The 25958-nt window shown below is 56.7% G+C and carries 26 protein-coding genes, 1 tRNA gene and 1 pseudogene; 15 read left to right on the top strand and 13 right to left on the bottom strand.

Annotation, left to right across the window (positions count from 1 at the left end; genetic code table 11):
- Positions 1–21: 21 nt before the first annotated feature.
- Positions 22–1080, top strand: coding sequence for a YeeE/YedE family protein (locus tag ACR0EL_RS08955; protein ID WP_480499489.1), 1059 nt, complete (start codon positions 22–24; stop codon positions 1078–1080).
- Between the two features lies 1 nt (position 1081).
- On the opposite strand, the gene ACR0EL_RS08950 is transcribed toward ACR0EL_RS08955, so the two are convergent.
- Positions 1082–2026, bottom strand: a complete 945-nt coding sequence (locus ACR0EL_RS08950) for an MBL fold metallo-hydrolase (protein WP_480499488.1) — start codon at positions 2024–2026, stop codon at positions 1082–1084.
- Positions 2023–2949, bottom strand: a complete 927-nt coding sequence (locus ACR0EL_RS08945; RefSeq protein WP_480499487.1) for an MBL fold metallo-hydrolase — start codon at positions 2947–2949, stop codon at positions 2023–2025. The genes ACR0EL_RS08950 and ACR0EL_RS08945 overlap by 4 nt, the downstream gene beginning before the upstream one ends.
- Positions 2950–3270: 321 nt before the next feature.
- Here ACR0EL_RS08945 and ACR0EL_RS08940 point away from each other — a divergent pair, with 321 nt between their 5' ends.
- The 5 genes from ACR0EL_RS08940 to ACR0EL_RS08920 are packed head-to-tail and all read left to right on the top strand — an operon-like array spanning position 3271 to position 10031.
- Complete coding sequence (locus ACR0EL_RS08940) at positions 3271–4845, top strand: ABC transporter substrate-binding protein (RefSeq protein WP_353010693.1); 1575 nt, start codon at positions 3271–3273, stop codon at positions 4843–4845.
- 58 nt (positions 4846–4903) lie between these two features.
- Positions 4904–6457 carry an ABC transporter substrate-binding protein gene (locus ACR0EL_RS08935; protein ID WP_480499485.1) on the top strand — a complete coding sequence of 518 codons (1554 nt, stop codon included), beginning with the start codon at positions 4904–4906 and terminating at the stop codon, positions 6455–6457.
- Positions 6458–7426 (top strand): ABC transporter permease, encoded by a 969-nt coding sequence (locus ACR0EL_RS08930; protein ID WP_480499484.1) that lies wholly within the window; start codon positions 6458–6460, stop codon positions 7424–7426.
- Entirely contained in the window at positions 7423–8337 is a 915-nt protein-coding gene (locus tag ACR0EL_RS08925) for an ABC transporter permease (RefSeq protein ID WP_353010699.1), read from the top strand. Before ACR0EL_RS08930 ends, ACR0EL_RS08925 begins: the two co-directional genes overlap by 4 nt.
- Complete coding sequence (locus ACR0EL_RS08920) at positions 8334–10031, top strand: ABC transporter ATP-binding protein (RefSeq protein WP_480499482.1); 1698 nt, start codon at positions 8334–8336, stop codon at positions 10029–10031. Before ACR0EL_RS08925 ends, ACR0EL_RS08920 begins: the two co-directional genes overlap by 4 nt.
- 40 nt (positions 10032–10071) lie before the next feature.
- Here ACR0EL_RS08920 and ACR0EL_RS08915 read toward each other — a convergent pair whose 3' ends face one another.
- On the bottom strand, positions 10072–10950 hold the full coding sequence (locus ACR0EL_RS08915; protein ID WP_480499481.1) for a LysR family transcriptional regulator: 879 nt from the start codon (positions 10948–10950) through the stop codon (positions 10072–10074).
- Positions 10951–11060: 110 nt separating this feature from the next.
- On the opposite strand from ACR0EL_RS08915, the gene gstA reads away from it, so the two are divergent.
- Genes gstA through ACR0EL_RS08900 form a run of 3 tightly spaced genes read left to right on the top strand, consistent with a single transcriptional unit; the run spans position 11061 to position 12275 of the window.
- Complete coding sequence (gstA, locus tag ACR0EL_RS08910) at positions 11061–11669, top strand: glutathione transferase GstA (protein WP_480499480.1); 609 nt, start codon at positions 11061–11063, stop codon at positions 11667–11669.
- Positions 11669–12049, top strand: a complete 381-nt coding sequence (locus ACR0EL_RS08905; RefSeq protein WP_480499479.1) for a nuclear transport factor 2 family protein — start codon at positions 11669–11671, stop codon at positions 12047–12049. Before gstA ends, ACR0EL_RS08905 begins: the two co-directional genes overlap by 1 nt.
- 4 nt (positions 12050–12053) lie before the next feature.
- Positions 12054–12275 (top strand): tautomerase family protein, encoded by a 222-nt coding sequence (locus tag ACR0EL_RS08900; RefSeq protein ID WP_480499478.1) that lies wholly within the window; start codon positions 12054–12056, stop codon positions 12273–12275.
- Positions 12276–12334: 59 nt separating this feature from the next.
- Here the strand turns inward: ACR0EL_RS08900 and ACR0EL_RS08895 are convergent.
- Positions 12335–12410, bottom strand: a tRNA-Val gene (locus ACR0EL_RS08895).
- A 257-nt stretch (positions 12411–12667) separates the two neighbouring features.
- Between ACR0EL_RS08895 and modA the strand changes: the two genes are divergently transcribed.
- From modA to ACR0EL_RS08875, 4 genes are all read left to right on the top strand, one after another.
- Positions 12668–13447 carry a molybdate ABC transporter substrate-binding protein gene (gene modA / locus ACR0EL_RS08890; protein ID WP_480499476.1) on the top strand — a complete coding sequence of 260 codons (780 nt, stop codon included), beginning with the start codon at positions 12668–12670 and terminating at the stop codon, positions 13445–13447.
- 5 nt (positions 13448–13452) lie between these two features.
- Positions 13453–14145: a molybdate ABC transporter permease subunit gene (gene modB, locus ACR0EL_RS08885; RefSeq protein WP_480499475.1), complete on the top strand. Its 693-nt coding sequence runs from the start codon at positions 13453–13455 to the stop codon at positions 14143–14145.
- Positions 14142–15233: a molybdenum ABC transporter ATP-binding protein gene (modC, locus tag ACR0EL_RS08880; protein ID WP_480499474.1), complete on the top strand. Its 1092-nt coding sequence runs from the start codon at positions 14142–14144 to the stop codon at positions 15231–15233. The genes modB and modC overlap by 4 nt, the downstream gene beginning before the upstream one ends.
- Positions 15234–15346: 113 nt before the next feature.
- Positions 15347–15754 (top strand): hypothetical protein, encoded by a 408-nt coding sequence (locus ACR0EL_RS08875; protein WP_353010717.1) that lies wholly within the window; start codon positions 15347–15349, stop codon positions 15752–15754.
- Between the two features lie 3 nt (positions 15755–15757).
- Here ACR0EL_RS08875 and hemF read toward each other — a convergent pair whose 3' ends face one another.
- The 4 genes from hemF to clpS are packed head-to-tail and all read right to left on the bottom strand — an operon-like array spanning position 15758 to position 18827.
- Positions 15758–16642, bottom strand: a complete 885-nt coding sequence (hemF, locus tag ACR0EL_RS08870; RefSeq protein ID WP_480499472.1) for an oxygen-dependent coproporphyrinogen oxidase — start codon at positions 16640–16642, stop codon at positions 15758–15760.
- Between the two features lie 6 nt (positions 16643–16648).
- A complete protein-coding gene (locus tag ACR0EL_RS08865; protein ID WP_480499470.1) occupies positions 16649–17452 on the bottom strand; it encodes an SDR family NAD(P)-dependent oxidoreductase in 804 nt (267 codons plus the stop codon).
- Between the two features lie 37 nt (positions 17453–17489).
- Entirely contained in the window at positions 17490–18455 is a 966-nt protein-coding gene (locus ACR0EL_RS08860; protein ID WP_480499469.1) for a class I SAM-dependent methyltransferase, read from the bottom strand.
- A gap of 30 nt (positions 18456–18485) precedes the next feature.
- Positions 18486–18827 (bottom strand): ATP-dependent Clp protease adapter ClpS, encoded by a 342-nt coding sequence (clpS, locus tag ACR0EL_RS08855; RefSeq protein ID WP_480499468.1) that lies wholly within the window; start codon positions 18825–18827, stop codon positions 18486–18488.
- Between the two features lie 93 nt (positions 18828–18920).
- On the opposite strand from clpS, the gene ACR0EL_RS08850 reads away from it, so the two are divergent.
- Both ACR0EL_RS08850 and ACR0EL_RS08845 read left to right on the top strand, forming a co-directional pair.
- Positions 18921–19622 (top strand): HAD family hydrolase, encoded by a 702-nt coding sequence (locus ACR0EL_RS08850; protein WP_480499467.1) that lies wholly within the window; start codon positions 18921–18923, stop codon positions 19620–19622.
- Between the two features lie 281 nt (positions 19623–19903).
- Positions 19904–21295, top strand: coding sequence for a D-alanyl-D-alanine carboxypeptidase family protein (locus ACR0EL_RS08845; RefSeq protein WP_480499466.1), 1392 nt, complete (start codon positions 19904–19906; stop codon positions 21293–21295).
- Positions 21296–21365: 70 nt separating this feature from the next.
- Here ACR0EL_RS08845 and ACR0EL_RS08840 read toward each other — a convergent pair whose 3' ends face one another.
- The 5 genes and pseudogenes from ACR0EL_RS08840 to ACR0EL_RS08820 all read right to left on the bottom strand — a co-directional run.
- Positions 21366–22613: a hypothetical protein gene (locus ACR0EL_RS08840; RefSeq protein WP_480499465.1), complete on the bottom strand. Its 1248-nt coding sequence runs from the start codon at positions 22611–22613 to the stop codon at positions 21366–21368.
- Positions 22614–22770: 157 nt separating this feature from the next.
- Entirely contained in the window at positions 22771–23532 is a 762-nt protein-coding gene (locus ACR0EL_RS08835) for a LamB/YcsF family protein (RefSeq protein ID WP_480499463.1), read from the bottom strand.
- Complete coding sequence (locus ACR0EL_RS08830; RefSeq protein WP_480499462.1) at positions 23533–24543, bottom strand: 5-oxoprolinase subunit C family protein; 1011 nt, start codon at positions 24541–24543, stop codon at positions 23533–23535.
- Positions 24540–25289 carry a 5-oxoprolinase subunit B family protein gene (locus ACR0EL_RS08825; protein WP_480499461.1) on the bottom strand — a complete coding sequence of 250 codons (750 nt, stop codon included), beginning with the start codon at positions 25287–25289 and terminating at the stop codon, positions 24540–24542. The genes ACR0EL_RS08830 and ACR0EL_RS08825 overlap by 4 nt, the downstream gene beginning before the upstream one ends.
- Positions 25290–25632: 343 nt before the next feature.
- Positions 25633–25958 (bottom strand): annotated as a pseudogene (locus ACR0EL_RS08820) (hypothetical protein); the annotation flags it as partial.

The following is a 25958-nucleotide window of genomic DNA, read 5'->3' as shown; positions in this document are numbered from 1 at the left end:
ACGGTGTGAGAGCTTCCGCGGATGGAAAAGCTCATTGATGTCCTGGGTGACCAAGGCGCTTTGGCATGCGCTGGAATGCTTGTTGGCATCCTGTTCGGTGCGACGGCCCAAAAGTCTCAATTCTGTCTGCGCGCCTCGACTGTCGAAGTCGCCGAGGGCGCGTTTGGTCCGCGTTTGGCGGTTTGGCTGGTCGCCTTCACCACTGCGCTGACTATGGTACAGGGGCTTGTCCTTTTCGACCAGTTGGACCTGTCTGAGACACGTGCAATCGCCTCGACCGGCAGCCTGAGTGGCGCCATCCTCGGTGGCGCGATGTTTGGTGCAGGTATGATACTGGCACGCGGATGTGCATCGCGCCTGTTGGTTTTGGCGTCCTGCGGAAATCTGCGCGCGCTGGTGACCGGGCTGGTCCTGACATTGGTGGCCCAGGCGGCTTACACGGGTGTTCTTAGTCCCGTCCGTGAAACGCTTTTTGGCCTCTGGACGATTTCGGGTGGCGCATCGCGTGATCTGTCAGAGTTGCTTGGATTGTCGCCAAAGGCTTACACAGCTATCGCAACGCTGGGTTTGGTTCTGGCAATCGCATTCGCGGTATACAGGCGTGTCGCGCCTATACGGATCGTGTCTGCCGCAGGCGTTGGGATGGCAGTCGCGCTCGGCTGGTTGATGACCTTCGCAATTGCGCAGACCTCTTTCGAGGTTGTACCCGTGTCTTCGATTACCTTCACCGGTCCGGCCACAGATACTCTGATGGCTTTGGTCGCCAAACGAAACGTCGCGTTGTCCTTTGGTATCGGCCTGGTTCCGGGTGTAGCAATTGGTGCCGCAGGCTCAGCCCTAGCTGCAGGGGAGTGGAAGATCGAACGGTTCGGCAATGACACCCCGATGGAACTGTACCTTTTTGGCGCTGCCCTTATGGGGTTTGGAGCCATGCTGGCAGGCGGTTGCGCCGTGGGGGCAGGGCTGTCCGGAGGGTCCGCCCTGTCCCTGACTGCTTGGCTTGCAGTGTTCTTTATGTGGGTCGGGGCGATTGTGACACATCGCTTCGCAACGCGACTGCCCGCCCTGCAGCGATCCTGAACTATTCAAATTCCATCTGTTCAAAAACGCGCCCGGCATTTTTGGTTGCCAGTTCTTCGAACGTGTCCAGATGGGCATAGGGGGATTGATCGACATAATAGGCTTCGGCCAGATCGCCGCCCGCATCCATATGCTCCTGCACTTTGCCACGCAGGTATACCAGATAGTCGCGCGTGTAGCGGCGCACCTGATTCATGTTTGTCGGATGGCCGTGACCGGGTATCACATACGTGGCGCCCAAAGGCTCGAACGCGTTGTCCCAGGTTTCCAGCCAATCCGCGGTATAGGTCTCCTGAAAGATCGGCAGCATACGTTCGTGAAATGCCATATCTCCGGCGATGACAAGGCTTTGATTTGGCAACCAGATAGAGATATCGCCGGGGCTGTGGGCAGGTCCGAGGTATTTGGCCTCTATCCGGAAATCGCCCATCTCAACCACATATTCATCATCGAATGTCTCGGTCGGACCAGCTAAAAAGGTTCCTTCTGCCTTGTCGCGATTGTATCGCTGCATGCCCTCCAGAATCTGGGGGCCATATTCCTCGAATTCCGCGGCTGCATCCGAATGCGCCACGATTGGAATGCCAAGTTCCGACCAGTAGGCGTTGCCGAGCATCGCGTGCCCCTGGCCATTCTCGTTGAAGACAAGCTTGACCGGTTGATCTGTGATCGCCTGAATTTCCTGATGAAGCGCTTGCGCCAGCACATAGGCGGCTCCGCCGTTTACGACAACCACGCCTTCTTTGGTGACGATGAAGCTGAGGTTGTTGTTGTGGCCCGCGTTTTCGTAGGTCGGTGGCGCGGTTGCGCCAATGGCAGAGTAGACGCCGGGGATGTATTCGACTGGCTTGGAGTAGAGGGCGCTTTGCGGATACTGATCAGCGATGTCTTCGCTGGCCCAGGCGGGTGCGGCGAAGGCGAAGATAGTCAAAAGTGATCGCATCATGACGGCTTTCCTATAAATCGATATGCCGAGCCTGTCTTTTCGACCCGCCCTATCCCACCATCTGGCAGATGGAACCCAATAACTTTCATCTGTTCTTCAGCAAGCTGATCCAGCAGAAGTTTGCGCGTGGCGGCAGCGGTCTGGGGGTCCTGATCCGTGCCGCTGTGCCAGTCCGGGCGTTCAAAGGCGACATGCGGATTGCCGAGTGCGTCGCCCACAACCATTGCCGAGTCACTGCCTTGGCGAATTTCAAACGCCATATGTCCGGGTGTGTGCCCAATGCTGGCGCGCGCGGCGATACCCGGCAAGATCTCTTGCCCGTCATCGAAGAACATGACCTGATCCTGGATCGCTTCCATGCGCCGCTTCGCGCCGACTGCAAACGCAGCGCGATCTTCGCCAATCGTTTCAACCGTTGCGGGGTTCCACCAATAGTCCCATTCAGTACGGCCAAAGTGATGCGTGGCGTTGGCAAAAAGCAAGTCGTCAAAGTCATCCAGAACGCCCCAGATATGGTCAGGATGCGCATGGGTGAACACCACATGGCTAACGTCTTCGGGCGAGAGATTCACGGCGGAAAGAGTATCCAGCAGCTTGCCGGATGTTGGCATAAAATCTAGTCCTGCACCGACATCGAAGAGTACGGTGTTCGTGTCATCTCGGTAGAGCGTCACGTTACACTCTGGCTCGTACCTTGTCGCGTCTATCTGTCTGTGCTTCAGAAACGGTGTCAGCTCATCCTGTGGCATCGATCCAAAGACCATTTCTGGCGGTATGGTCAGATATCCATCAGATAACGTTTGCAACCTGCCAGATGAGCCGATTTGCAATTCCGCCAGTACCACCTTGGATTGAGCTCCGATTGCTGCAAGGCAGGTGGCATTACGTAAAAAAATACGCCGGGACAGTTGGATCTCTCTCATACACAATCATTAAAATGAATGTATTAATTTGTAAATATCGAAAGACTTTAGATCGACTGTATTTTAGCGCGACCAAGGTGATATTTGTGTCTTTGCGAACAGTCTCAGGAGTTGCCCAGCATTTGGATGTCGACATTGGTTTTGTTAGTAAATCTGCTTGGCGACGTTCTAAAATCTTCATTCTCCGATTTAGTGTGCCGTTGACCGATTGACATGCCGACGCAGTTGGTATGCTATCCTCGATTTTAGCGTTAACAGAAATTTGCAACGTAGTATCGCGAATTCAATGCAGCTAAGCAGCTGCAGATAAGGGAGAAAATAATGAAGAAACCAATGTTCGCGCTGGCGATGTTGATGGCCTCAACAACGCTGGCCCAAGCTGAGACATTGCGCTGGGCGCGCTCGGGGGATGCTTTGACGCTCGATCCTCATTCGCAAAACGAGGGGCCTACGCATACCGTCCGCCATCAGATGTATGAACCGCTGATCATTCGCGATACTACGGGTGCGTTCGAAGCCGCGCTGGCCACGGATTGGGCGCCAAGCACAGATGATCCGAACGTCTGGGTATTCAATCTGCGTCAGGGCGTGAAGTTCCACGATGGGGCCGATTTTACTGCCGAGGATGTGGTGTTCAGCATCAACCGGGCGAAACAGCCGAACTCGGACATGAAAGAGTTGATCAACTCGATCGTCGAAGTGCGCGCCGTAGATGACCACACCGTTGAGATCGTGACCGATGGCCCAAACCCGATCCTGCCCGCAAACCTCACTGACCTGTTCATCATGGACAAGGGTTGGACCGAGGCAAACAATGCGGTTGCGGTTCAGGATTTCGAAGGGGGTGAGATCACCTTTGCCACCACCAATGTGAACGGCACGGGGCCTTATAAGTTGGTGAGCCGTGAACCGGACGTGAAAACCGTGATGGAGCGCAACGAAGACTATTGGGGCCGCGATCAGTTCCCGATGGCGATCAGCGAGATCATCTATACGCCCATCCAGAACGACGCGACGCGGGTTGCCGCGATGCTGTCGGGTGAGGTGAACTTCCTTCAGGATATGCCAGTACAAGACCTTGATCGGGTCAATTCTGCAGACGGTCTGGTTGTCAAACAGGCACCGCAGAACCGGGTTATCTTCTTCGGGATGAACCAAGGCGCGGACGATATCGAAGCCGACAATGTGGACGGCAAGAACCCCTTGGCCGATGTGCGTGTGCGTCAGGCGATGTCAAAGGCGATCAACCGGGATGCCATCAAACAGGTGGTCATGCGCGGCCAGTCGCAGCCTGCGGGCATGATTGCTCCGCCCTTCGTTAACGGTTGGACCGCAGAGATGGATGCCGAAAGCAGCACGGATGTCGAAGGCGCAAAGGCTCTGTTGGCCGAAGCGGGGTATCCCGACGGCTTCTCGATCCGGCTGGACTGCCCGAATGACCGCTACATCAACGACGAAGGCATCTGTCAGGCCGCGGTCGGGATGCTGGGTCAGATCGGTATCACCGTGAACCTGGATGCAAAGCCCAAGGCGCAGCATTTCCCGTTGATTACGGACGGCAAGACCGATTTCTACATGCTGGGCTGGGGTGTTCCGACCTACGATTCGGAATACATCTTTAACTTCCTTGTCCACGGTCGTGAAAGCGACATTGGCACCTGGAATGGCACCGGTTTCGACAGCGATGATCTGGATGCCAAGATCAAGTCACTGGCCTCGAACACCGACCTGGATGCACGCAATCAAGACATCGCCGATATTTGGCGCGTGGTGCAGGATGAACAGCTATATATCCCGATCCACCATCAGGTACTCAACTGGGGTATGGCCGAAAATCTCGGCATCGAGGTTGACCCGGAAGATCAGCCCATGGTCAAACATTTTGGCCTGAACTAGAGCCTTGTTGCCGGGTTCTGTTCTGCAGAGCCCGGCCACTTTTGAAGTGGGAGCTATCATGAAACGTCTGACCACTGCCGCGCTTCTTAGCGCGCTTGCCATGCCCGTGGCGGCGGCAGAATTCACCTTTGCCGTCACCACCGATCCGCAAACCATGGACCCGCATGCGGTCAACTCCGCCCCGGTTCTCGGATTTCTGAACAATGTCTATGAAGGGCTGGTGCGGCGCGGCAAAGACATGACCATCGAACCGGCGCTTGCAACCAGCTGGGAGCCGATCGAGGGTGGCGCAGGCTGGCGCTTCAAGTTGCGCGAAGGTGTGACGTTTCATGATGGGTCCGAATTCAATGCCGATGACGTGATCTTTTCGTATCAGCGCGCGTCCGACGAAAGTTCGGATACACGTAGCTGGTTTGCCCCCGTCGCCGAGGTTGTGAAGGTCGATGACTACACCGTCGACGTGATGACCACTGCGCCCAACCCGATCTTCCCCGATAGCATCGCCAACTGGATGATCATGGATAGCGGCTGGGCCGAGGCAAATGACACGGCCCTGCCCGACAAAGAGGCCGGGAACTATGCGACACTGAACGCAAACGGAACTGGCGCTTTTCAAATCACTGCGCGTGAGCCCGGCCTGCGCACTGTGCTCGAACCTTTTGACGGCTGGTGGGGCGATGCAGAGCACAACCTGACCCGGGCTGAATTGGTGCCGATCCAAAACCCTGCGACCGCGTTAGCAGCGTTGTTGTCGGGCGATGTTGATTTCATCAATCCAGTCCCGATTCAGGATGTTGCGCGATTGCAGAACAACCTGGATGTTAAGGTTATCCAAGGCATCGAAGCGCGCGTCATCATGTTGGGTTTTGACCAGAAAGAAGGCGCGAGCGAGGCCGGGCAAGGCAGCTCTGATCTGTTCCTTGATCCGCGTGTCCGCGAGGCGGTTGCAAAGGCGGTCAATGTACCGGCCATCCTGCAGACCATCATGCGCGGCAACGCCGAAGTCGCAAGCCAGCTCGTCAGCCCAGCAATGCGCGGGTATTCGGCAGCGAACGCGGACCCTTATGGCTATGATCTGGAAGGCGCAAAGGCGCTGCTGGCCGAAGCTGGGGCCGAGGGAGCGGAAGTCAGCTTCAAATGCTCCAACAATCGCTACCTCAATGACGAGTCGGTATGTCAGGCGATTACAGCCATGCTCACACAGGCAGGGCTGAATGTGACACTGGATGCGATGCCTGTTCAGAACTACTGGCCAGAATTGCGGGCCGACAATTTCGACATGTATCTGCTGGGCTGGTCGCCGGGCACGTTTGATGCTGAACACCCCGTGCGCTTTCTGGCCTCGACTCCCAATGAGGAGAAGAAGCTGGGGTCTTGGAACTTCGGCGGATATTCTAACGCGCGCGTCGATGAGTTGCTGCCGATGATCCAATCCGAGATTGATGAGCCAACGCGCCAAGCCATGTTGGATGAGGTCACAGCCATCCTTCAGGACGAGGTCGCCTATGTCCCCCTCTATGTCCAGCCTCTGGTCTGGGGTGCTCGTAGCAATATCGAGCTGACGCAACGGCCCGACAATTTCTTCCTTCTGCGTTGGGTCACGGTCAACTAAATGCTGTCATACATTATCAGGCGCGTAGCCCAGTCGGCGCTGGTTCTTTTCGTCGTGGGCCTCGTCGCCTTTTCGATGTTCCGTTTTGTCGGCGACCCGATCGACAACATGCTGGGGCAGGAGCGGACCATGGAAGACGTGGAACGGTTGCGCAGCCAGCTTGGCCTCGATCAGCCGTTTCCGGTCCAATATGTGAAGTTCTTGCAAGAGGCGGTGCAGGGCAATTTCGGCGTCAGTTTCCGTCAGGGTCGACCCGTAGCGGAGATTCTGGCCGAACGCGCGCCGGCGACGCTTGAACTGGCGCTGGTCTCGGCGATGCTCGCGATTGCCTTGGGCATCGCGCTGGGCGTCTTTACCGCGATCCGACGAGATGGGTTTGCGGCGAATTTCATCATGTCGGCGTCACTGATCGGGGTGTCGCTGCCCACCTTCCTGATCGGCATCCTGCTGATCTACATCTTCTCGGTTGAACTGGGCTGGTTGCCCAGTTTTGGGCGCGGTGAGGTTGTGGATCTCGGTTGGTGGAACACCGGTCTTTTGACCAGTAGCGGGCTAAAGGCCCTGATCCTTCCAGCGATCACACTAGGCCTGTATCAGATGACTTTGATCATGCGGTTGGTCCGGTCTGAAATGCTGGAGGTACTGCGGCAGGACTATATCCGCTTCGCTCGTGCGCGCGGCCTGAGTGATCGGACCATCAACTTTCGCCACGCCCTAAAAAACACCATGGTGCCCGTGATAACCATCATCGGCCTGCAATTAGGGGCCATCATCGCCTTTGCCATCATCACCGAGACGGTGTTCCAGTGGCCGGGTCTTGGCCTGCTGTTTATCAACGCAATCCAGTTTGTGGATATCCCAGTTATGGCAGCTTATCTGATGATGATTTCGGTCATCTTCGTCACGATTAACCTTGCGGTCGACATCCTCTATGCGTTCATCGACCCACGTCTGAGGGTCAGCGCATGAGCCGCCTGCAACGTATTCTGGACAGCGATCAGTTCTACGCCTTTCGTCGTTCGCCGGTGGCGATGGTTTCGGCAGCGGTTGCCTCGCTGCTGATCCTTGTCACGATCTTCGCACCGCTGATTGCGCCGACGAACCCATTCGATCCATCCAGCCTGAACCTGATGAACGGGTTCACCCCACCAATGGAACCAAATGCCTTCACAGGTGAAAGCTTTGTGATGGGCACTGACGATCAAGGGCGGGATGTGTTCTCGACCATCCTTTACGGGATGCGCATTTCCTTGTTTGTCGGTGTCGCAGCTGTTTTGTTTGCCATGGTTCTTGGGATCATTCTGGGCCTACTGTCGGGGTATTTCGGCGGTTGGACCGAAACCATCATCATGCGTACGGCGGATGTGCAACTGACCTTCCCTTCGATCCTTCTGGCCATGCTGATCTTCGGTATCGCAAAGGGGGTTACGCCTGTTGAGTATCGTGATCAGATGGCGATCTGGGTATTGATCCTGGCGATTGGCCTGTCTGACTGGGTGCAGTTCGCAAGGGTCGTTCGCGGTGCTACGCTGGTTGAAAAGAACAAAGACTACGTGGCGGCTGCGCGGATCATTGGGCAAAATCCGTTGACGATCATGCTGCGCCATATCCTGCCGAATGTGCTGTCACCCGTGCTGGTGATTGCAACAATCTCACTTGCATTGGCGATCATTGCCGAGGCGACGCTTAGCTTTCTGGGGGTCGGTGCGCCGCCCACCCAACCATCGCTGGGCACGCTGATCCGCATAGGACAGGGCTTCCTGTTCTCAGGGGAGTGGTGGATCCTGTTCTTCCCGGCCTGCACGCTTCTGGCGCTGGCCCTGAGTGTAAACCTGCTGGGCGACTGGCTGCGCGATGCTTTGAACCCGAGGCTGAAATGACCGATCCCGTTCTCTCGATCCGCAATCTGACGGTGGAAATCCCGACCCGCCACGGCATTTTCAAACCGGTGGAGCACGTGACCTACGACCTGCATCCTGGTGAAATCCGGGGGGTCGTGGGCGAAAGTGGTGCGGGTAAATCGATGACCGGAAACGCCGTGATCGGTCTGTTGGATCCTCCGGCCCATGTGTCCGAGGGCGAGGTCTGGCTGAACGGCCGGCGCATCGATGAACTGGACGCCGAGGACAAACGCAGGATCCGCGGCAAAGAGATCGGGATGATCTTTCAGGATCCGCTGACCTCGCTGAACCCGCTGTTCACGGTGGGTGAGCAATTGGTCGAGACGATCCAGCTACACCTTGGCCTTTCCGCATCTGAGGCCAAGAAACGTGCGATTGCTCTGCTGGATCGCGTGTCCATCCCGGACCCCGCGGACCGGTTCAACCAGTATCCGCATCAATTTTCCGGCGGGATGCGTCAGCGCGTGGTGATCGCCTTGGCGCTGTGCACGGAACCCAGCGTGTTGATCGCCGATGAACCCACCACAGCCTTGGACGTATCCGTCCAAGCGCAGGTACTGGATCTGATCAAGGAACTGGCCAAGGAACGTCAGGTTGGCGTGATCCTCGTGACCCATGACATGGGGGTTATTGCCGATACCACCGATACCGTTACCGTCATGTATTCCGGCCATGTGGTAGAAAGCGGCACCACCGATCAAATCCTTGGCGCGCCAACACATGAGTATACCAAGTCCCTGATCGCCGCCGTGCCACGGCCGCACAGCAAGGTCGAACGGTTCCCGGTGGTCAGCTATGGCGAACGGGAAAGAACCTTCAAGATCGATGATCTGGCAGCCCATTGGGACAAGACCGATTTGTCGAAATCCGGCAAGCTGCTAGAGGTTGAGAGTATCACTAAGACCTTCCTGCAAAAGGGCGGTCTACTGCCATCGCAACGCAAGTACTTTACCGCCGTTGATCAGGTGAGCTTCGACATTCGCGACGGTGAGGTTTTTGGCCTTGTCGGCGAAAGTGGCTCGGGCAAATCCACGGTCGCTCGGATGATCGGCACGCTTTATCCGGTGGACGGAGGCCGCGTTGTCTTTGACGGACAGGATGTGACGGCGATGGGGGCAGAGGCTTTGCAAGGCTATCGCCGCCAGATTCAGATGATCTTTCAGGATCCGTTCTCAAGCCTGAACCCGAGGATGAAGGTTGGTGATCTTGTTGCCGAACCGATCCTGCACCATCGCATCCTTCCCAAGTCGCAGGTTGAACCGCGTGTCAGGGAACTTCTGGACTGGGTCGGGTTGGCGAAAGACGCATGGCGCAAATACCCGCACGAATTCTCAGGCGGGCAGCGTCAGCGCATCTGTATTGCCCGCGCACTGGCCACGCAGCCCCGATTCCTGATTTGCGATGAGCCGACCAGCGCGCTGGATGTGTCGATCCAGGCGCAAATCCTGAACATCCTCAAAGACCTGCAGGATCATCTGGGGCTGACCATGTTGTTCATCAGTCATGACCTTCCGGTTGTGCGTCAGATGTGTGATCGGGTGGGTGTGATGCGACAGGGGAAATTGGTCGAGCTGCAGAACACAGACGCGCTGTTTTCGGCACCCCAGCATCCCTACACCAAAGAGCTTTTGGATTTAATGCCCCGGTTGAAGCAATTGGAAGCCGCAAGTTAACCCTAACGCGGCTTCGGTGCTCTTAAGGAAGGTCCATCTATCAATGGGCCGTCTCAAGCTCTGCCCAGATGTCGGACATAACTTTTCCCATCGGATTGTCCCTGCGTCGGATCGCGAAAATCTCGGTGTGGCGTGTGGGGTAACCATCAACGCGTAGCGGAACCAGGGTTCCGGTCCTCAGCTCATCCTTTACCATGTGTTCAGGCAGGCCACCCCAGCCCAGCCCGGCTTTGAGAATGGTTCTTTTCGCTTCGAAATCAGAGACCGTCCAACGATGTCCACCTGATAGAACATCCCGACTTTGATCGAAATCCTGCCCGCCGGTGCCTGAAACGATAACTTGCGTATAACCCTGCATCTCGCGCCTCGATCGGATGCCGGGGCGATGCGCGGCCGGGAAGTCTGGGCTTGCAACGGGTCGTATCGTGATGGTTCCGAAGGGGAGTGTTTCGACATCGTCAATCGGAACGCCTTCAAGACCCGCGATGATCATATCTGCGCTGCCTTCCATCAACCGCGCCAAAGGTCCGCCCATCATTTCCGACGCCACATGGATGCTAGTTCCCGGATATCTCTCTCGGATAGAGCCCAGCAGGCTCAGGACCGGGTCCAGCGAGGTTGTGGCCGTTACCGCGATCGATATCGAGGGCTCTTGTTCACTGCGCAATCCAGCCGCGACGGATTGCAGCCTGTGCACTTGTTCCAGCACACGCGTCGCTTCACGAAAGTAAATCTCACCCTCGGGTGTCAGACTAGGCCGGTAGGTCTCGCGAGAGAACAGATCAAACTGCAGTTCAGCCTCCAGCTTTCGGATTTGATGGCTAACGGCAGATTGCGCTTTGTTCAAACGCTCAGAGGCCGCCCGAAAGGTTCCGGTGGCAACAATCGCGTCTAAAGCAATGAGTTGGTCTAAGGTCATGTCACACTACTAATGATCTAAATAATCGATCATTATGATGAAAACACGATATTATCAATCGTTTTACTTGATTGCTATCTCTGACCTGCACTCATGAAAAGGAGGTTGAGATGAAACTGTACTACAAAGCCGGAGCCTGTTCATTGGCCAGCCATATCATGCTGAACGAGGTTGGTGAGACATTTGAGATCGAGGCTGTTGACACCGCCAAGGGGCAAACGGAAAGCGGAAGAAATTATAAGGAAATCAATGCGAACGGCTATGTACCAACGCTTGAAGTTGAGGATGGCGTGTATTTGAGCGAAGGCGTAGCCATTCTTCAGTACATTGCAGATACCCATGCCGATCACGCCTATTCTCCGCCGCTTGGAAGTATTGAGCGTGCACGGTTACAACAATTCCTGAACTACGCTGCCGCCGAGTTGCACAAGGCCTGGGGGCCGCTCTTTTCCGATAGCTCAACAGATGCGGAAAAGGCGGCGGCAGAGGCGAAGGTTCGCTCGAAATTCGACTATCTCGAAAAGGTTCTATCTGACGGGCGGTCCTATCTGGTCGCCGAGACGTTCTCGGTTGCGGATGCTTACACATTCGTTCTGATCTACTGGGCTAACTTCAAGGCCATTGACCTGTCAGCCTGGCCTAACATCGCCGCCTACGTCGATCGCATCGCCGATCGCGAGTCTGTCAACGCGGCCTTTATTGCAGAGGGATTGGCGTGATGCAGCTTCACAATGTTCATGAAATCCAGAGCGTGATGGAACGTTATTTTGACGGGCTTTACCACTCGAACAGCGATGTGTTGCGCGCGGTGTTCCATCAGGATCTGGTCTACGTGAACGGCACCCTTGGCACCTACGAAGTGATGGGACTAGAGGCCTACATGGACCGGATCGATGCCCGTACACCGCCCGCCTCACGCGGCGATCCGCGCAAGGAAGTTATCGAACGGATCACTCTCAAAGGCGACCGGATCGGCATCGTCGAGGCACGCATGACGATGATGGGACGCAACTATCAGGATTTGCTGACAGTGATCAATTCAGAGGACGGTTGGCGCGTGCTGACCAAGGTCTTCTCATTTGTCGAGAGAAAGGACTAGGACGATGCCTTACGTGAATATCAAGGTAACACAAGAGGGCGGACCTGAAGGCACAGGTCCGTCACCCGAAGAAAAGGCACAGTTGATTTCCGGCGTCACCGACCTGTTGCACAAAGTGCTCAACAAAAACCCCGCAACGACATTTGTTGTGATTGACGAGGTGCCACTGGAAAACTGGGGAATCGCGGGTCGGAGGGTCAGTGATATCCGCGCGGAGGGCGACTGAGCCTTTCGGACGAAACGCCCTCGTTCGAAAAAGGCGTACCTAGAACCTAAGCGTTGCGATGGTGGGTGATGAGAGACTCGAACTCCCGACATCTTCGGTGTAAACGAAGCGCTCTACCAACTGAGCTAATCACCCGTTGCGCTGCATTTAGCCAAGCCTGTGGGCGGGTGCAAGAGGTTTGAGTGGATTTTATCGGATTGTTTTACTCTGATCTGTGAAACCATCCGTACTGTCACCGGGTCTGAGGCCGGAGGGCAGGCAGCCGCCCACACTCGCAAGCGAGGTATAGCAGATTTCACAAACACCAACTGATCTTGGGAAACATGCTTGCGGGTGACCCATTGCCTCCGATATTCCAGAACCAGACGGCCGTTTCCCGGCCCGGAGTTTGGATGGCTTTCTTAATCACCCGCCGCGCGGTATTGGCGGTTTTGGTACTGGCTACGCTCATTCTGGCTCCGATCCGGGCCGGAGCCGATGGTGTTTTGGTGTTCGCCGCCGCCAGCCTGAAAACGGCGCTGGATGAGCTTGCGTCTGTCTACAGCACACAAACCGAGGTGAACATCACGGTTTCCTATGCAGCTTCATCCGTTCTGGCCCGCCAGATTCAGGCGGGTGCACCTGCGAATATTTTCATTTCGGCAAATTCCGATTGGATGGATTTCCTGCAGGATCAAGGACTGATTGATCCGGCTTCGCGTGTGGATTTGCTGAGTAACGGGTTGGTTCTGATTGGGGCTTCAGATCACGCACCAGTCGAACAAATCGGTTCGGACTATGATATCGTGACAGAGCTGGCTGGCGGTTACCTGGCCATGGCGCTGGTCGATGCGGTGCCTGCCGGGATCTATGGCAAGTCAGCGCTGGAAAATCTTGGGCTTTGGGGCACAGTTCAAGAGCAGGTGGCGCAGACGGATAATGTGCGCGCTGCGCTTGCGCTGGTGGCAACTGGGGCGGCACCTTTGGGCGTTGTTTATCGCTCGGACGCGATCGCAGACCCACGGGTAAGTGTTGTTAGTAAAATACCAGCCGAGACGCATCCCCCCATAGTCTACCCTGCAGCCTTGATGCGGGTTCCAACGCCTGAGGCTGCTTCATTTCTGGAGTTTCTTCAAACCAATGACGCTATGTCTGTTTTCCTGAAGCAGGGGTTTTCCCTGCCGGTCAGGTGATCGGGATGGAGTGGTTGGGCCCGGCTGAACTGGAAGCGCTTCGGCTATCGCTGCGCGTGTCGGTATGGGCTACTCTGGCCACTTTGCCATTCGGGATATTTGTGGCCTACGCGCTAGCCCGATGGCGGTTTCCGGGGCGCCAGGTGTTGAACGGTTTGGTCCATCTGCCGCTTATCTTGCCGCCTGTTGTCACGGGGTATTTGCTGTTGCTGACATTTGGCGTTCAGGGACCAATGGGGCGGTTTCTGGCCGAGTTTGGGATTGTCGTTGCCTTTCGTTGGACCGGCGCCGCGCTGGCTGCTGGGATCATGGCGTTTCCCCTGATGGTGCGCGCCATACGATTGTCGATTGAGGCCGTGGATCCAAGGCTGGAACAGGCGGGTTCGACCCTTGGGGCATCGCGGCTGATGGTGTTTGCGACTGTGACCCTGCCGATGATCCTGCCGGGGATCATCGCCGGATCGATCCTGGCCTTTGCGAAAGCGATGGGAGAGTTCGGGGCAACCATTACGTTTGTCTCCAATATTCCCGGACAAACCCAGACACTGCCATCGGCCGTTTATGCTTTCTTGCAAGTGCCAGGGGGCGAAGCTGCCGCCACCCGATTGGTCGTGATTTCCATCATAATTGCCATGGGGGCTTTGCTTCTGTCGGAATATGTGGGGCGGCGCGCTGCCGCTCGGGTGGCCGGGTCATGAGCCTGTCCGTGCGCCTGAAGCACCATTTGCCGGGGATCGATCTGGATCTGACCTTTGACGCGCCGCAGGGGGTAACTGTGCTGTTTGGGCGTTCGGGATCAGGCAAAACTACGGTTGTGAACGCAGTGGCAGGCCTGTTGCGGCCCGAAGCGGGGCGGGTGGTCGTGGATGACTGGGTTCTGTTTGATACCGAAGCACAGCACTGGCTGCCGCCCCATAAGCGTCGCCTGGGTTACATCTTTCAGGAAGGGAGATTGTTCCCGCACCTGACCGTTCGCCAGAATCTGTCCTACGGTCGCTGGTTTGCGCCGCGTGGTGCGCGGCAAGAAAACCCCGATCGGATCATCGAGATGCTGGGTATCGGGCATTTGCTGAACCGCCGACCGGCCCTGTTATCCGGGGGGGAAAAGCAGCGGGTGGCGATCGGGCGCGCTTTGCTGGCCAGCCCCCGTTTGATCCTTGCAGATGAACCATTGGCGGCACTGGATGAGGCCCGAAAAGCCGAGATACTGCCCTATTTCGAGCGGCTTAGGGATGAGGTTTCGGTTCCAATCTTGTATGTCACCCATTCGGCGGCCGAAGTGGCGCGGCTTGCGACATCCGTTGTGGCTTTGCAGGATGGCAAGGTTGCTGGCCAGGGTCCGGCCTCCGATGTCCTGTCTGATCCGTCAGTTGCACCTGCTGGCGTGCGCGCAATCGGTGCGGTCTTGCAGGTGCGAGTCAAAGAACATCACTCGGATGGGTTGACCGAGCTGGATGCCGGCGGGGAACGCCTGTTTCTGCCCCGCATCGCACATCAGGTGGGTGAGAGCTTGCGCATCCGCATCCCGGCGCAGGAGGTCATTCTATCAAGCCAGCCACCACAGGGGCTGTCGGCTTTGAATGTACTCAGTGGACAGGTTGAGACGATCCGGTCAGGCGATGGACCGGGCGCGATTGTCTCGGTTAAAACACCTGCCGGAGTTGTTCTGGCGCGGGTGACACGACGCTCGGTCAACGCATTGGGTTTGCGGGCCGGGGCGACCTGTTATGCGGTGATCAAAACCGTGGCCTTGGCGCCGCAGGATGTCGGGGGACGCATCTTGTGACGCAGCCCAAGCGGCATCACACAATGGGTCACGTTGCTGTTCGTCGGCTTTACTCGGAGCTTCAAGTATCTATTTCTAGAAGCAGACACGGGTTCTGGTTTGGAGCGTCTGCTATGTCATTGTTCAGAATATGTGCGCTTGGCGCGACCCTTTTGGCCCCAAGTTTGGCAGGGGCCGTTGGATTTGGATTGAATGTCACCCCGCAGTTTCGGACGGACATTACACCTCTGAAGGACGGAACATATGAGGTCAAAGCAATCGGTTCCTCCGCGCCGGTCAACTATTGGTGTGGAATCGGGGATTATGCGGTGCGTACACTTGGCGTGCCAAACAACCAGAGAATATACATCTCCAAGGCTTATGAGCCCGGCGTACGAACAGTTCAGTTCTCGCTGACGCCACCGCCCGGCGCGGATACGAACCCGGGATACTCGATTACGGTTAAGCGCGTGGGCGAGAATATGTCGGCCTCTTCGGCGCAGAACTACTGCTACGACAACTTCATCGACTTTGGCTTTTGAGGGTCAAACCCATTTCGCCAACGGCGGTAAACTCATCAACACCGCATCCGGATCGTGGCCTGTTTCAAGGCCAAATTTCGTGCCGCGATCGTAGACCAGATTGTATTCGGCGTAGAGGCCGCGATGCACCAACTGGGTGTGTTTATCCGCGTCCAGGAAAGGCTGAACCCGGCGCTTTTCGACCAGCGGAACAAAGGCGGGCAGAAACGCACGGCCAATATCCTGCGTCAATGCGAAATCGGTCTGCCAATTGCCGGTGCAGTGGTCATCCATAAAGATGCCGCCAACCCCACGGGCGCGTTTGCGGTGGGGAATATAGAAATACTCATCCGCCCAGTCTTTCAGGCGTGGGTAGTAGTCTGCTCCATGCGGGTCCAGATGCGCCTTTTGTGCCGCGTGGAAATGGGCAGTGTCCTCATCATATTCGAGGCACGGGTTCAGGTCAGACCCACCGCCAAACCACCAGGCATGAGGGGTCCAGAACATGCGTGTGTTCATATGGACCGCCGGAACATGCGGGTTCTGCATATGCGCAACCAGACTGATGCCCGAGGCCCAAAAGCGCGGATCGTCCTTCATACCTGGGATACCTTTGCGTGCAGCCATTGCCTGCTGCGCCCTATCACCCAAAGTGCCGTAGACTGTTGAGACGTTTACGCCGACCTTCTCAAATACACGCCCGCCGCGCATCACTGACATCAGCCCACCACCCGCGTCCGAGCCATCTTCGGATTGACGCTTGGTTTCCTTGACCTCGAACTGGCCTGGCGTGGCCTCCGAGAGCGGTCCAATGTTGTGACTGTCTTCCAGGGTTTCGAACGCGGCGACAATATCGTCACGCAATTGACGGAACCATGCGGATGCGGTGGTTTTTTCTGTTTCGAACATGGCGTGTTAATGAGCCGGGGCCGCGACAGGGTCCAGCAAGGTCCGGCCACCGTCAATTGTCAGGATTTGACCCGTGATAAAGCCCGCAGCATCGGATGCCAGAAACTGGGCGGTCTCGGTTAACTCGGTTGGGGCGGCGATGCGGGCCAGCGGCGTGTGCTTCTCGATATCGTCGCGAAAATCCCGGTTTTCCTTGAGCGTTGATTGCAGCGAGGCGCTCATCACTGATCCAAGCGCGATTGAATTCACACGAATCCGGTTCGGAGCTAATGCCACTGCCAGCGATCGTGTCATCTGATCCAAAGCGGCGGTGGAAACCGAATAGGCCATCAGGTCAGGATGGGTTCGTCGTGCGGCGATAGATGATAGGTTGATGATTGAACCTGCCGGATCTTCGTCATCATCATTGTCTGATTGCTTGATCATACGCTTTGCCACCAGCTGGCTCAGCCGCAGTGCAGGCATCAGGTTCTGATTCAGCAACGTGCGAACGGAATCATCATCGGGGTCCAGCGGATCAGATGGGATGACCTGCCTTGCGCCGTTGATCAGAATGTCGACCTGATCGAAGGCGTCCAAAGTGGCTGACAGCAGGTTGGCAATGGTCAGCTTTTCACGCAGATCGCCCGCGAAATATCGAATATTGCTGTCATCGGCTTGTTCGCCCAACTCCTCGACCAGACGCTTTTCGTCCATGTCCGCAAAGACAACATTGGCCCCGGCATCTGCAAAATGGCGGCCGATGGCCAACCCGATCCCGTTGGCCCCGCCAGTCACGATTGCTGTCTTGCCAGCTATGGAAAAGGACATCCGAATCCTCCTGATTAGATGGGCAGGTTAACGGGCCTCAGCGTCGAGGGCGAGAGGCATGAAACACCTTGAACCGATTGTCACCGGCGACTTCATCAACCTTGGTGAAGTGCTCAGCCAACGCGGCTTCATAAGGCAGGTGGCGGTTGGCAACCATCCAAAGATCGCCCGTGCGGGTCAGGTTGCGGGCGGCAGAGGCGATGAAGCCCTGACCAAGGGTCGGGTCGGCGCTGCGCGAGGTATGAAACGGCGGGTTCATGATGATTGTATCCCTGGGATCGGCGGCTGCCCATGTGATTGCATCGGACCAGTGAAAAGTGGCCCGTTCGTCTTGCACATTGCTCCGCGCGCAGGTGAGCGCGGTGTGATCAGCCTCGATAAGATCCACCGTTTTGATCTGATCGCGTTTCAACAGTTCGGCGGACAGATATCCCCACCCGGCGCCAAGGTCCGCGACGCGCGCGCCCAGTTTCGCAGGCAGGGCCTTCAGCAACAGCGCCGAGGCAGGGTCCACACCGTCTGCCGAGAACACGCCGGGTGCAGTATGATACCCGTCGACACTCTGCGTTTCAGGCGCGGCCCAATCGGCAAAGGCTGCCGGATCGGATTGGAACCAGAAGATTTTGCCATGTGCTTTGGCAAGGGGGCCTTCAACGGCCACGCGCTTGCGCACGTCTTTGAGAACACTGTCTATGCCGTTGGTCTTCGCGCCATCGACAACAATAACGCCCGTGGCTTGGCTGCAGGCGCGATGGATCAAGGCACGGGCCAGTACCTTGGCGCGAGGCAGGTGGACAATTGCATCCTGACAGGGCCCGATGGCCTCGGGCACGGCCGCAAAACCAAGCTCTGCGAAATAGTCGTGGAACGGTTTGAATGGTTGCACGATCTGCGTTTCACGCGGCAAACCGGACAAATCATCATCTGGCGTCGGGCCAAATACGGTCAGCGGCTGTGACAGTGTCAAACCGCTTTGCAAGGCAAGGTTTAGGCGAGGGGACATGGCCGAATATGTCGAACAGCAGCGCGGGGCTTACTCTTCACGTTCCATAGTGCATTGCAGAGGGTGCTGGTGCCTGCGGGCAAAGTCCATGACCTGACCCACCTTGGTTTCCGCAATCTCATGGCTGAACACACCCACGACAGCCACGCCTTTCTTGTGCACGGTCAACATGATCTCGAACGCTTGCGCATGGGTCATGCCAAAGAACCGCTCCAGCACGTGGACGACGAATTCCATCGGCGTGTAATCGTCGTTCAGCAGTAACACCTTGTACAGAGGTGGGCGCTTGGTTTTTGGGCGCGTCTGTACCAGAACGGACGCATCACCGTCGTCATCCGGCTTGTCAGACATCATCCATTGGTTTTCCAGCATCGCGCGCAACTATCCGATTCAGGGATTGGGTTTACCTGTGCGCTTATATAACGTCGTTCTCGTCAGAGGAAAGAGGCAGCAGGCGTATTGGGGATGGTGCAAAAACTAACCACGATCGGGTTCGATGCTGATGATACCTTGTGGCACAACGAACGGTTCTTTCAGCTGACGCAGGCGCATTTTGCATCGCTTCTGTCTGATCATGCCGACCGTGACCATCTAATGGAGCGTCTTCTGGAGGCGGAAAAACGCAATATCCGGCATTATGGCTATGGTATCAAAGGCTTTGTTCTGTCGATGATCGAAACCGCTATTGAAGTGACCGAAGATCGCGTTCCCGCCTCGGTGATCCGTCAGCTGATTGAAACGGGGCAGGAGATGCTGGCCCATCCCATCGAGCTTTTGCCGCATGCTCAGCACGCCATCGAAGAAGCTGCAAAAGCCCATCGCGTGGTATTGATCACCAAGGGCGATCTGATTGATCAGGAACGCAAACTGGCCCAGTCAGGTCTGGGTGAACTGTTCGACGCGGTTGAGATTGTGTCGGAAAAGACCTCGGAAACCTACCGTGCGATCTTTGAGGCCCATGGTGATGGCCCGGCTGCGGCTATGATGATCGGGAACTCGATGCGGTCCGATGTTGTCGCCCCGATACAAGCCGGCTGTTGGGGCGTTTACGTGCCGCACGGTCTGGTCTGGGAGGTCGAGCATGCGGACGCACCGGTCGACGCCAAGAGATTCCGAGAGCTGCGTGATTTGGGTGGTCTGAGTGATTTGCTTAGCGCGATCTCTTGATGTTGCTGTTTGGCCTCAGTCAAAGAAAAATCCGGGAGTGTATTGCGGCGTTCCCCGAAGTGCCCCCGATCTAGTGTTCTGAGCGCATCGCACAGCTAGATATAGCACTCCATCTGCGCCGTAACGAAACCGCAAAAACCACAGCTTTCGGTTTATTTTAAAAGGCCTCTGTGTTAGCCTCATCGTTAAGCAGAATAAAATCTAGCCGACCGGGAAAACCCGGCGGCGCGAGGCAGACAGAGGCAAAGATCGTGCAGGTTCGGCGGACAGTTCCGGCCCGAATGGGCTTATTTCTCATTGCATTGATGATGGTGCTTTCTTTGGCACCGCTCAAGTCTTTGGCGGCACCTTATGCGGCCATGGTGATTGATGCCCGGACCGGAGAGGTCCTTCATTCGCGCAACGCCGATACTCGGCTGCATCCGGCGTCACTGACCAAGATGATGACGCTGTATATTGCGTTTGAGGCGGTCCGGAATGGCGAGATCACGCTGGACACGCCGGTTCGTATCACAAAGGCAGCAGCGGCTGAGCCGCCGTCGAAGCTTGGGCTACGTTCCGGCCAAACGATTGCGTTTCGGTATCTGATCCGCGCAGCGGCTGTGAAATCGGCCAATGACGCAGCCACTGCCATTGGTATCGCGCTTAGCGGATCCGAGGCCGCGTTTGCGCGTCGCATGACCCGCACCGCAAAGGCGATGGGTATGAGCCGTACGACTTTCAAGAACGCTCATGGTCTGACCGAGGCGGGGCATTTGTCTACCGCGCGCGATATGACCACGCTGGGGCGTCACCTGCTGTATGATTATCCGCAGTACTATAACCTGTTCTCGCGCCAATCGACCCATGCCGGGATCAAAACCGTTCCGAATACGAACCGCCGCCTGTTGGCCGCTTATCGCGGTGCGGACGGGATCAAGACGGGCTACACCCGCGCTGCAGGTTTCAATCTGGTTGCTTCGGCTAAGCGCAAAGATGAGCGCATCATCGCAACCGTATTTGGTGGCAAGTCGGGCGCGTCGCGGAATGCCAAGGTTGCCGAACTGTTGGATATGGGTTTCCGCCGCGCGCCGTCGCGTGCGCCTATTCGCAAACCCGGACGACCTGCTTATGCGGGCAACACGGGTCTTGGTGGCTCGACCCAGGTGGCGGCTGTCAGCGGTGCGCCCAAAGCAAGCCTGCGCCCAGTTGGTCGCCCGGTTGCCACACAGGTCGCCAGCGCCGTTGTTGAAACCGCGAACCAGAACCGGGATCGCATCCAGGACGGTATTGCCGCAGCAATCGCCGAGGCCGACATAGCGCCAACAGCGCCACCGGTCGAAAGCTCGGATACGCGCCCAGCGTTGCGGCCTGAGAACTTGACCGTGGCACAAGCCAAGCCCGCTGAGCAGCCGGAACCGGAACAAGAGGTCGTCACCCGCCTGTCAACCTCAGGCGGGCATCTGTGGGGCGTGAATGTGGGCCGCTATACCTCGCGCTACGAGGCCGAGAAGATCCTGCTGAAAACGGCGTTGTCGGAAATGACCACTTTGGAAGGCACGCTGCGCAAGGTCAGCCAAAGCTCGAAAGGGTTCGAGGCAACGTTTCAGGGCATGACCCGGGAACAGGCCGATCTGGCCTGCCGTCGCCTTCAGGCGCGCAATGTCACCTGTTTCATGATCGGGCCGTCATAAGATCCGACATTCTCTCTCCTGATGGGTCTGGGCTGCGACGTTTCGCAGCCCTTTTTTTCATCTCAGGCTCTTAGTCAAACACGTGACCATGTTCGTACTGTTCATCCTGCCCCGCCGCTGCAGTCAGGGCTGCCACGTTATCCTTGGTGAAGAACCCGTCATAGTGGTGGCAGCGTTCGATATATTCGGTGATCAGCAATGTGTATTTCGAATGCTTCGAGAAGATCTGTTTCAGGTTCGGATCGTCTTTGCATTCCCCCACCACGTGCGCCAGAAACGGCACACCTTTGTCCTTGAGCGTATTGACGACGAAATCGACATTCTTTTTACCCGCGCCATGGTCGCCATCCTGAATCTCGACGGCCATATGATGTAGGCGGCGGCCAAAATTGCGCACAAAGTCTTCGGTTGGCATTGGCAGCTTCGCGAAAGAATTCACGAAAGACGGCGTGTTGTTTGCGGTGAACACTTTGGCCGGGGATTTCTTGTCATCATCCACATTGGCGTTGCGGTTCACATTGGTCGAGGAATTCATGTCAAAGATGTTGTACGCGCCCCAGAAATAGTAGGGCACCATCGTCAGAAACTCGAGGATCGCATCTTCACGCTCACCCGCCAGAACCCGCGTGGCAAGGTGGTCAATGCCCAGCATCAACGGCGCTATGTTGCTGTCACTGCCGAATGCGGCAGCTTCCTCAAGCTTCGCTTTCTCAACATCGCTCAGCAGCACCCGATCCCCAAGGCCCAGGCTGTCGGGATCGTTGAAATCCAGGGTGGAGTATCCAACGCGGTTGCAGGTGAAATCCGAAGGCGTGGTAAAGCGAAACCCATCCAGTGTGTAGAACGGGTTTTCGGTGTCGCCGGAATACTCAAACCGGATGTTCTGATCCTCTAGAGTTTTGGTCAGTGCGTTTAGATCGCTCGCGGCAAAAACCTCTCCGACATAACGGGTTTGTGGGGTCTTGCGGGCCAGCGGATACATACGGTTGATCCGGGCAATGAAGTCTACAAAACCATCGCTCAGCGGGGCCATCAGGATCAGCGCCGGGTAGTTGGCATGCGAATGCAGGACCGAGAATTTATGTGTCCGGCCCAGATAGCTGGCCGAATGGCGATAGGGGGTCATGACATAAAGTTCGAGCATCGTATCGAACAGGGCGGTGGTTTCGACCTGAATGACAATCGCACGCATCGGTCCGACCTGATCTGCGATGCCCGAGCTGGTTCGCCGCTCGTAGATCATCGGCAGATATTCATGAAAGAAGTCCGAGTTCTTCTTGTCGCCTCGCGGTTCGTAAGACATCAGATCAAAAGACATGCGCGCCTCCTTGCGGGGTATCCGGCTGCATGCGCAATGGCCGGGCCAAATTAGCTGGAATAACAGTATTCAGAACATGCACTTGGATGCATGCTAGGCGCTGAACCCCGTTCGGGCAACATCCAGACTTTAGGTCTTCCGGATTACGCCCAGATGTCTATCGAGTGAATTTTGTCACCTCGACCCCGCCCGCGATCAGATTTTCGCGGACTGAACGGGCGATCTGCACTGCCGTTGGCCCGTCGCCGTGCAGACAGATCGTATCGATCGAGGTCTCAAGGTGTTTGCCAGATTCGGTGATAATCGCCCCTTCGCGGACCATGTTCAGGATGCGCGACCCGGCAATCTGAGCATCATAAATCACCGCACCGGGCAGGCTGCGATCAACCAGAGTGCCATCGTCGTTATAGGCACGGTCGGCGAAGATCTCGCCCACCCATTTGCAGCCAAGTTCGCGCACGGCCGCTTCCTGTTTTGTCACCGCCAGCACCATGATGATGATGTCCGGATCAACATCCAGCGCCCCCTGATAGCAGGCCCGCGCCATGTCGATATCAACCGAGCACATATTGGCCAAAGCGCCATGCAGTTTCAGATGCCGGACTTTGGTGCTAACAGCCGCCGCCATACCCTTCGCTGCGCCCAGTTGATAGCGCACCAGATTGCGCAAGCTTTCATGGGGTACTTTCATATTTCGGCGGCCAAAGCCTTGAAGATCGGGAAAGCCCGGATGCGCCCCGATGCCGACACCGTTCTCGGCGGCCAAGGTCATCGTCTTGGCCATCACGTCCCAATCACCCGCATGAAATCCGCAGGCGATATTGGCAGAGGTGATGATCTTCAAAAGGCTTTCGTCATCACCCATGTTCCAGGGGCCAAAGCTTTCGCCCATATCAGCATTCAGATCCACGCGCGGCATCTAACGGTCTCCTTGGTCGGTGGCAGAGATCACTCCGCCGATCAATTGGTAGGACAGCAGGTCCGAAATATCATGCGGGTCGCGGATAAGCGGTTCGATACGCCCCGGCAATCCGGCCAAATCGGACCGAAAGGCCGCATCCAGCTCTATCGCCTGATCCAGTGTGACAAGCTCAAACCGGATCTTCCCGCCTGCTGGAGTTTGTGCTGCCCGTGGCATGTCGCAGGGCAGAACAGTAGCGATCCGCGGGTAACCGCCGGTCGTCTGGCATTCGGGCAGCAGGATGAACGGGTTGCCGGTCCCTGTCATCTGTATATCACCGGGGGTTATGACCTCGGACAGGATGTTCAGTTGATCCCTGGCAGCGAACCCTTCACCGGCGCATTCCAATTGCATTCCCATGCGGTTAGCGCGCGTTCCCCGTTTGAATTCGGTTCGAGTAAACCGGGTCAGAGTGTCCGGATCAAAGAGAGGGGTCTGAAAGCTGGCAAGAACGCGTAGCGTACCGCCATCAAACCGATCTGCAGGGGGCAGCTTAAATCCGGTCTCGCCCGTGTCTGGCCCGGCAGGCAGGGTATCGCCTGCCTTGACCGAGCGACCGACCTTGGCGGTCAGGTGGGTTGACCGAGAACCGAGGAACATCTCACTGTCGATCCCACCCCCCAGATGCAGGTAGCCATAGTTGCCCTGCAATGCCGCGCCAACTGTCAGGCGCTGCCCCGGTTCCAGATGATGCGATGCATTCCAGACAATCGCCGCCCCGTCGATACTGGCTTGCATTGGCGCACCAGTCAGCGCGATCCGCACGGGTTGGGTGGCTTCGAATTCGCCACCCATGCCGGCCATTTCCAAGGCCGCAAAGTCTGGGCTTTGACCCAGTAACGCCGCCCCTTCATACAGCGCCAAAATGTCAGCCACCCCGGATCGCGAAAGCCCCTGATCAAGATACCCTACGCGCCCTTGATCCTGAATGGTGCAGGCGGGGCCGATGCGCCGGACGATCAGGCTCATGAAGTGATCTCTTGGAAGGTCGCGCCCCCAAGCCCATCGTCATTGTTGGCGCGGATGCACTCCAGATCATCACGCGATATCGGTTCGAACAGCAACTCATCTCCGGGTGTTAGAGTGAACGTCTCTGTCATATCGGGTCGAAAACAACGGAAAGCCGTCTGACCGATATGCCGCCATCCGGTTGGCGTGGGGCCGGAAAACAGAACGAACTGAGATATGGCCAGCACCAGGGCGCCTTCGGGGACCATGGGTGTCAAGTCTTGCAGTCTTGGGATGTTGAACTCGGGCCCGAGTGGCCCGAGATAGGGCTGGCCCGGCGCGAACCCGATTGTCAAAACACGTACCTTAGAATGACTCAGCCGCCGCACTGCTTCGGTGGGGCTCAGACCTGCCGCCTGTGCCGCATCCTCGAGTTGTGGGGCAAGGTCCGTGCCATAGACCGTAGGCACCCGCCATAGCTTTCGACCCGAGGGGAGGGGAGTATTGTACCAGTCCCTTGTCTTCAGCAGTTCCTTGAGGGTGCTTGCTATATCCGCGTGGGTCATTCGGGCCGGGTCAAACCGAAGATAAGCGGACCCAAGCGTGGCAGATGTTTCCAGTACCCCATCCAGTTTCAGCCAATCAACCTCGGCCCGGAACGACAGGGCCGCACGGTTCGCGGGGTCTGACATGGTCTCGGCAAAGGTGACCAGTACACCATCAAAGCCGACATTGCGTACCATCGGATAAGAAAGGGTGAGGGTCATATACACCACGTCTTGAATTGCACCTGCTCAGGCAGGAGCAGACCGTATCAGGCGCAAATGCGCAAGGTCTGTTCATATGCTGATCGTCCTATGGGGTTTTGCGAAGTATTTTCTCGCACCCATCGAGCCAGATTGATCTTTTTTGTGCAGCGCGCGTGATGAATCGGTGGTTCACAGAGTTTCGACTCGGTGTTTCGAGCCGCACCGTCTTGGGCCCGGATGCCGCTGAGCCCCAATATGTTGTGCCAAGCCATTGGCGAACAAAAGAGCTGCTTGGGGTTCAAGGCGACATACCCCTGGATTATGCCTGTATTTCAGTACGTCGATGGATGCTAACAATCTGTTATTTATAGTTTATTTTTGAATGTGCAAAAAAATGCGCCAAGATGTAATTTTCTGCTTGCGGCTTATGTTTGTTATGCTTAGAACCCCCTTCACCGGCGGCGCTGAGGTTGTTGTTGGGACGCTGGAGACGGCGGAGACGGGCCGGAGAGACGGTTGAGACGTTCGGGAGAGACCGGGGGCATCTTGAGGGACTGGATTGGGCGGTAGCGCTGAGTGATTGGCGTTTCGGTCTGGTTTTTGGGTCTTGGGTGTTTTGTTCTTTGACATTGATGGATAACTGAAGAGATATGTGGGCGGTTTGGTTCGTTTCGACGGATTGAATGT

The sequence above is a fragment of the Ruegeria sp. AH12 genome, assembly GCF_056541465.1.
This window is presented reverse-complemented; position numbering and strand designations above follow the sequence as displayed.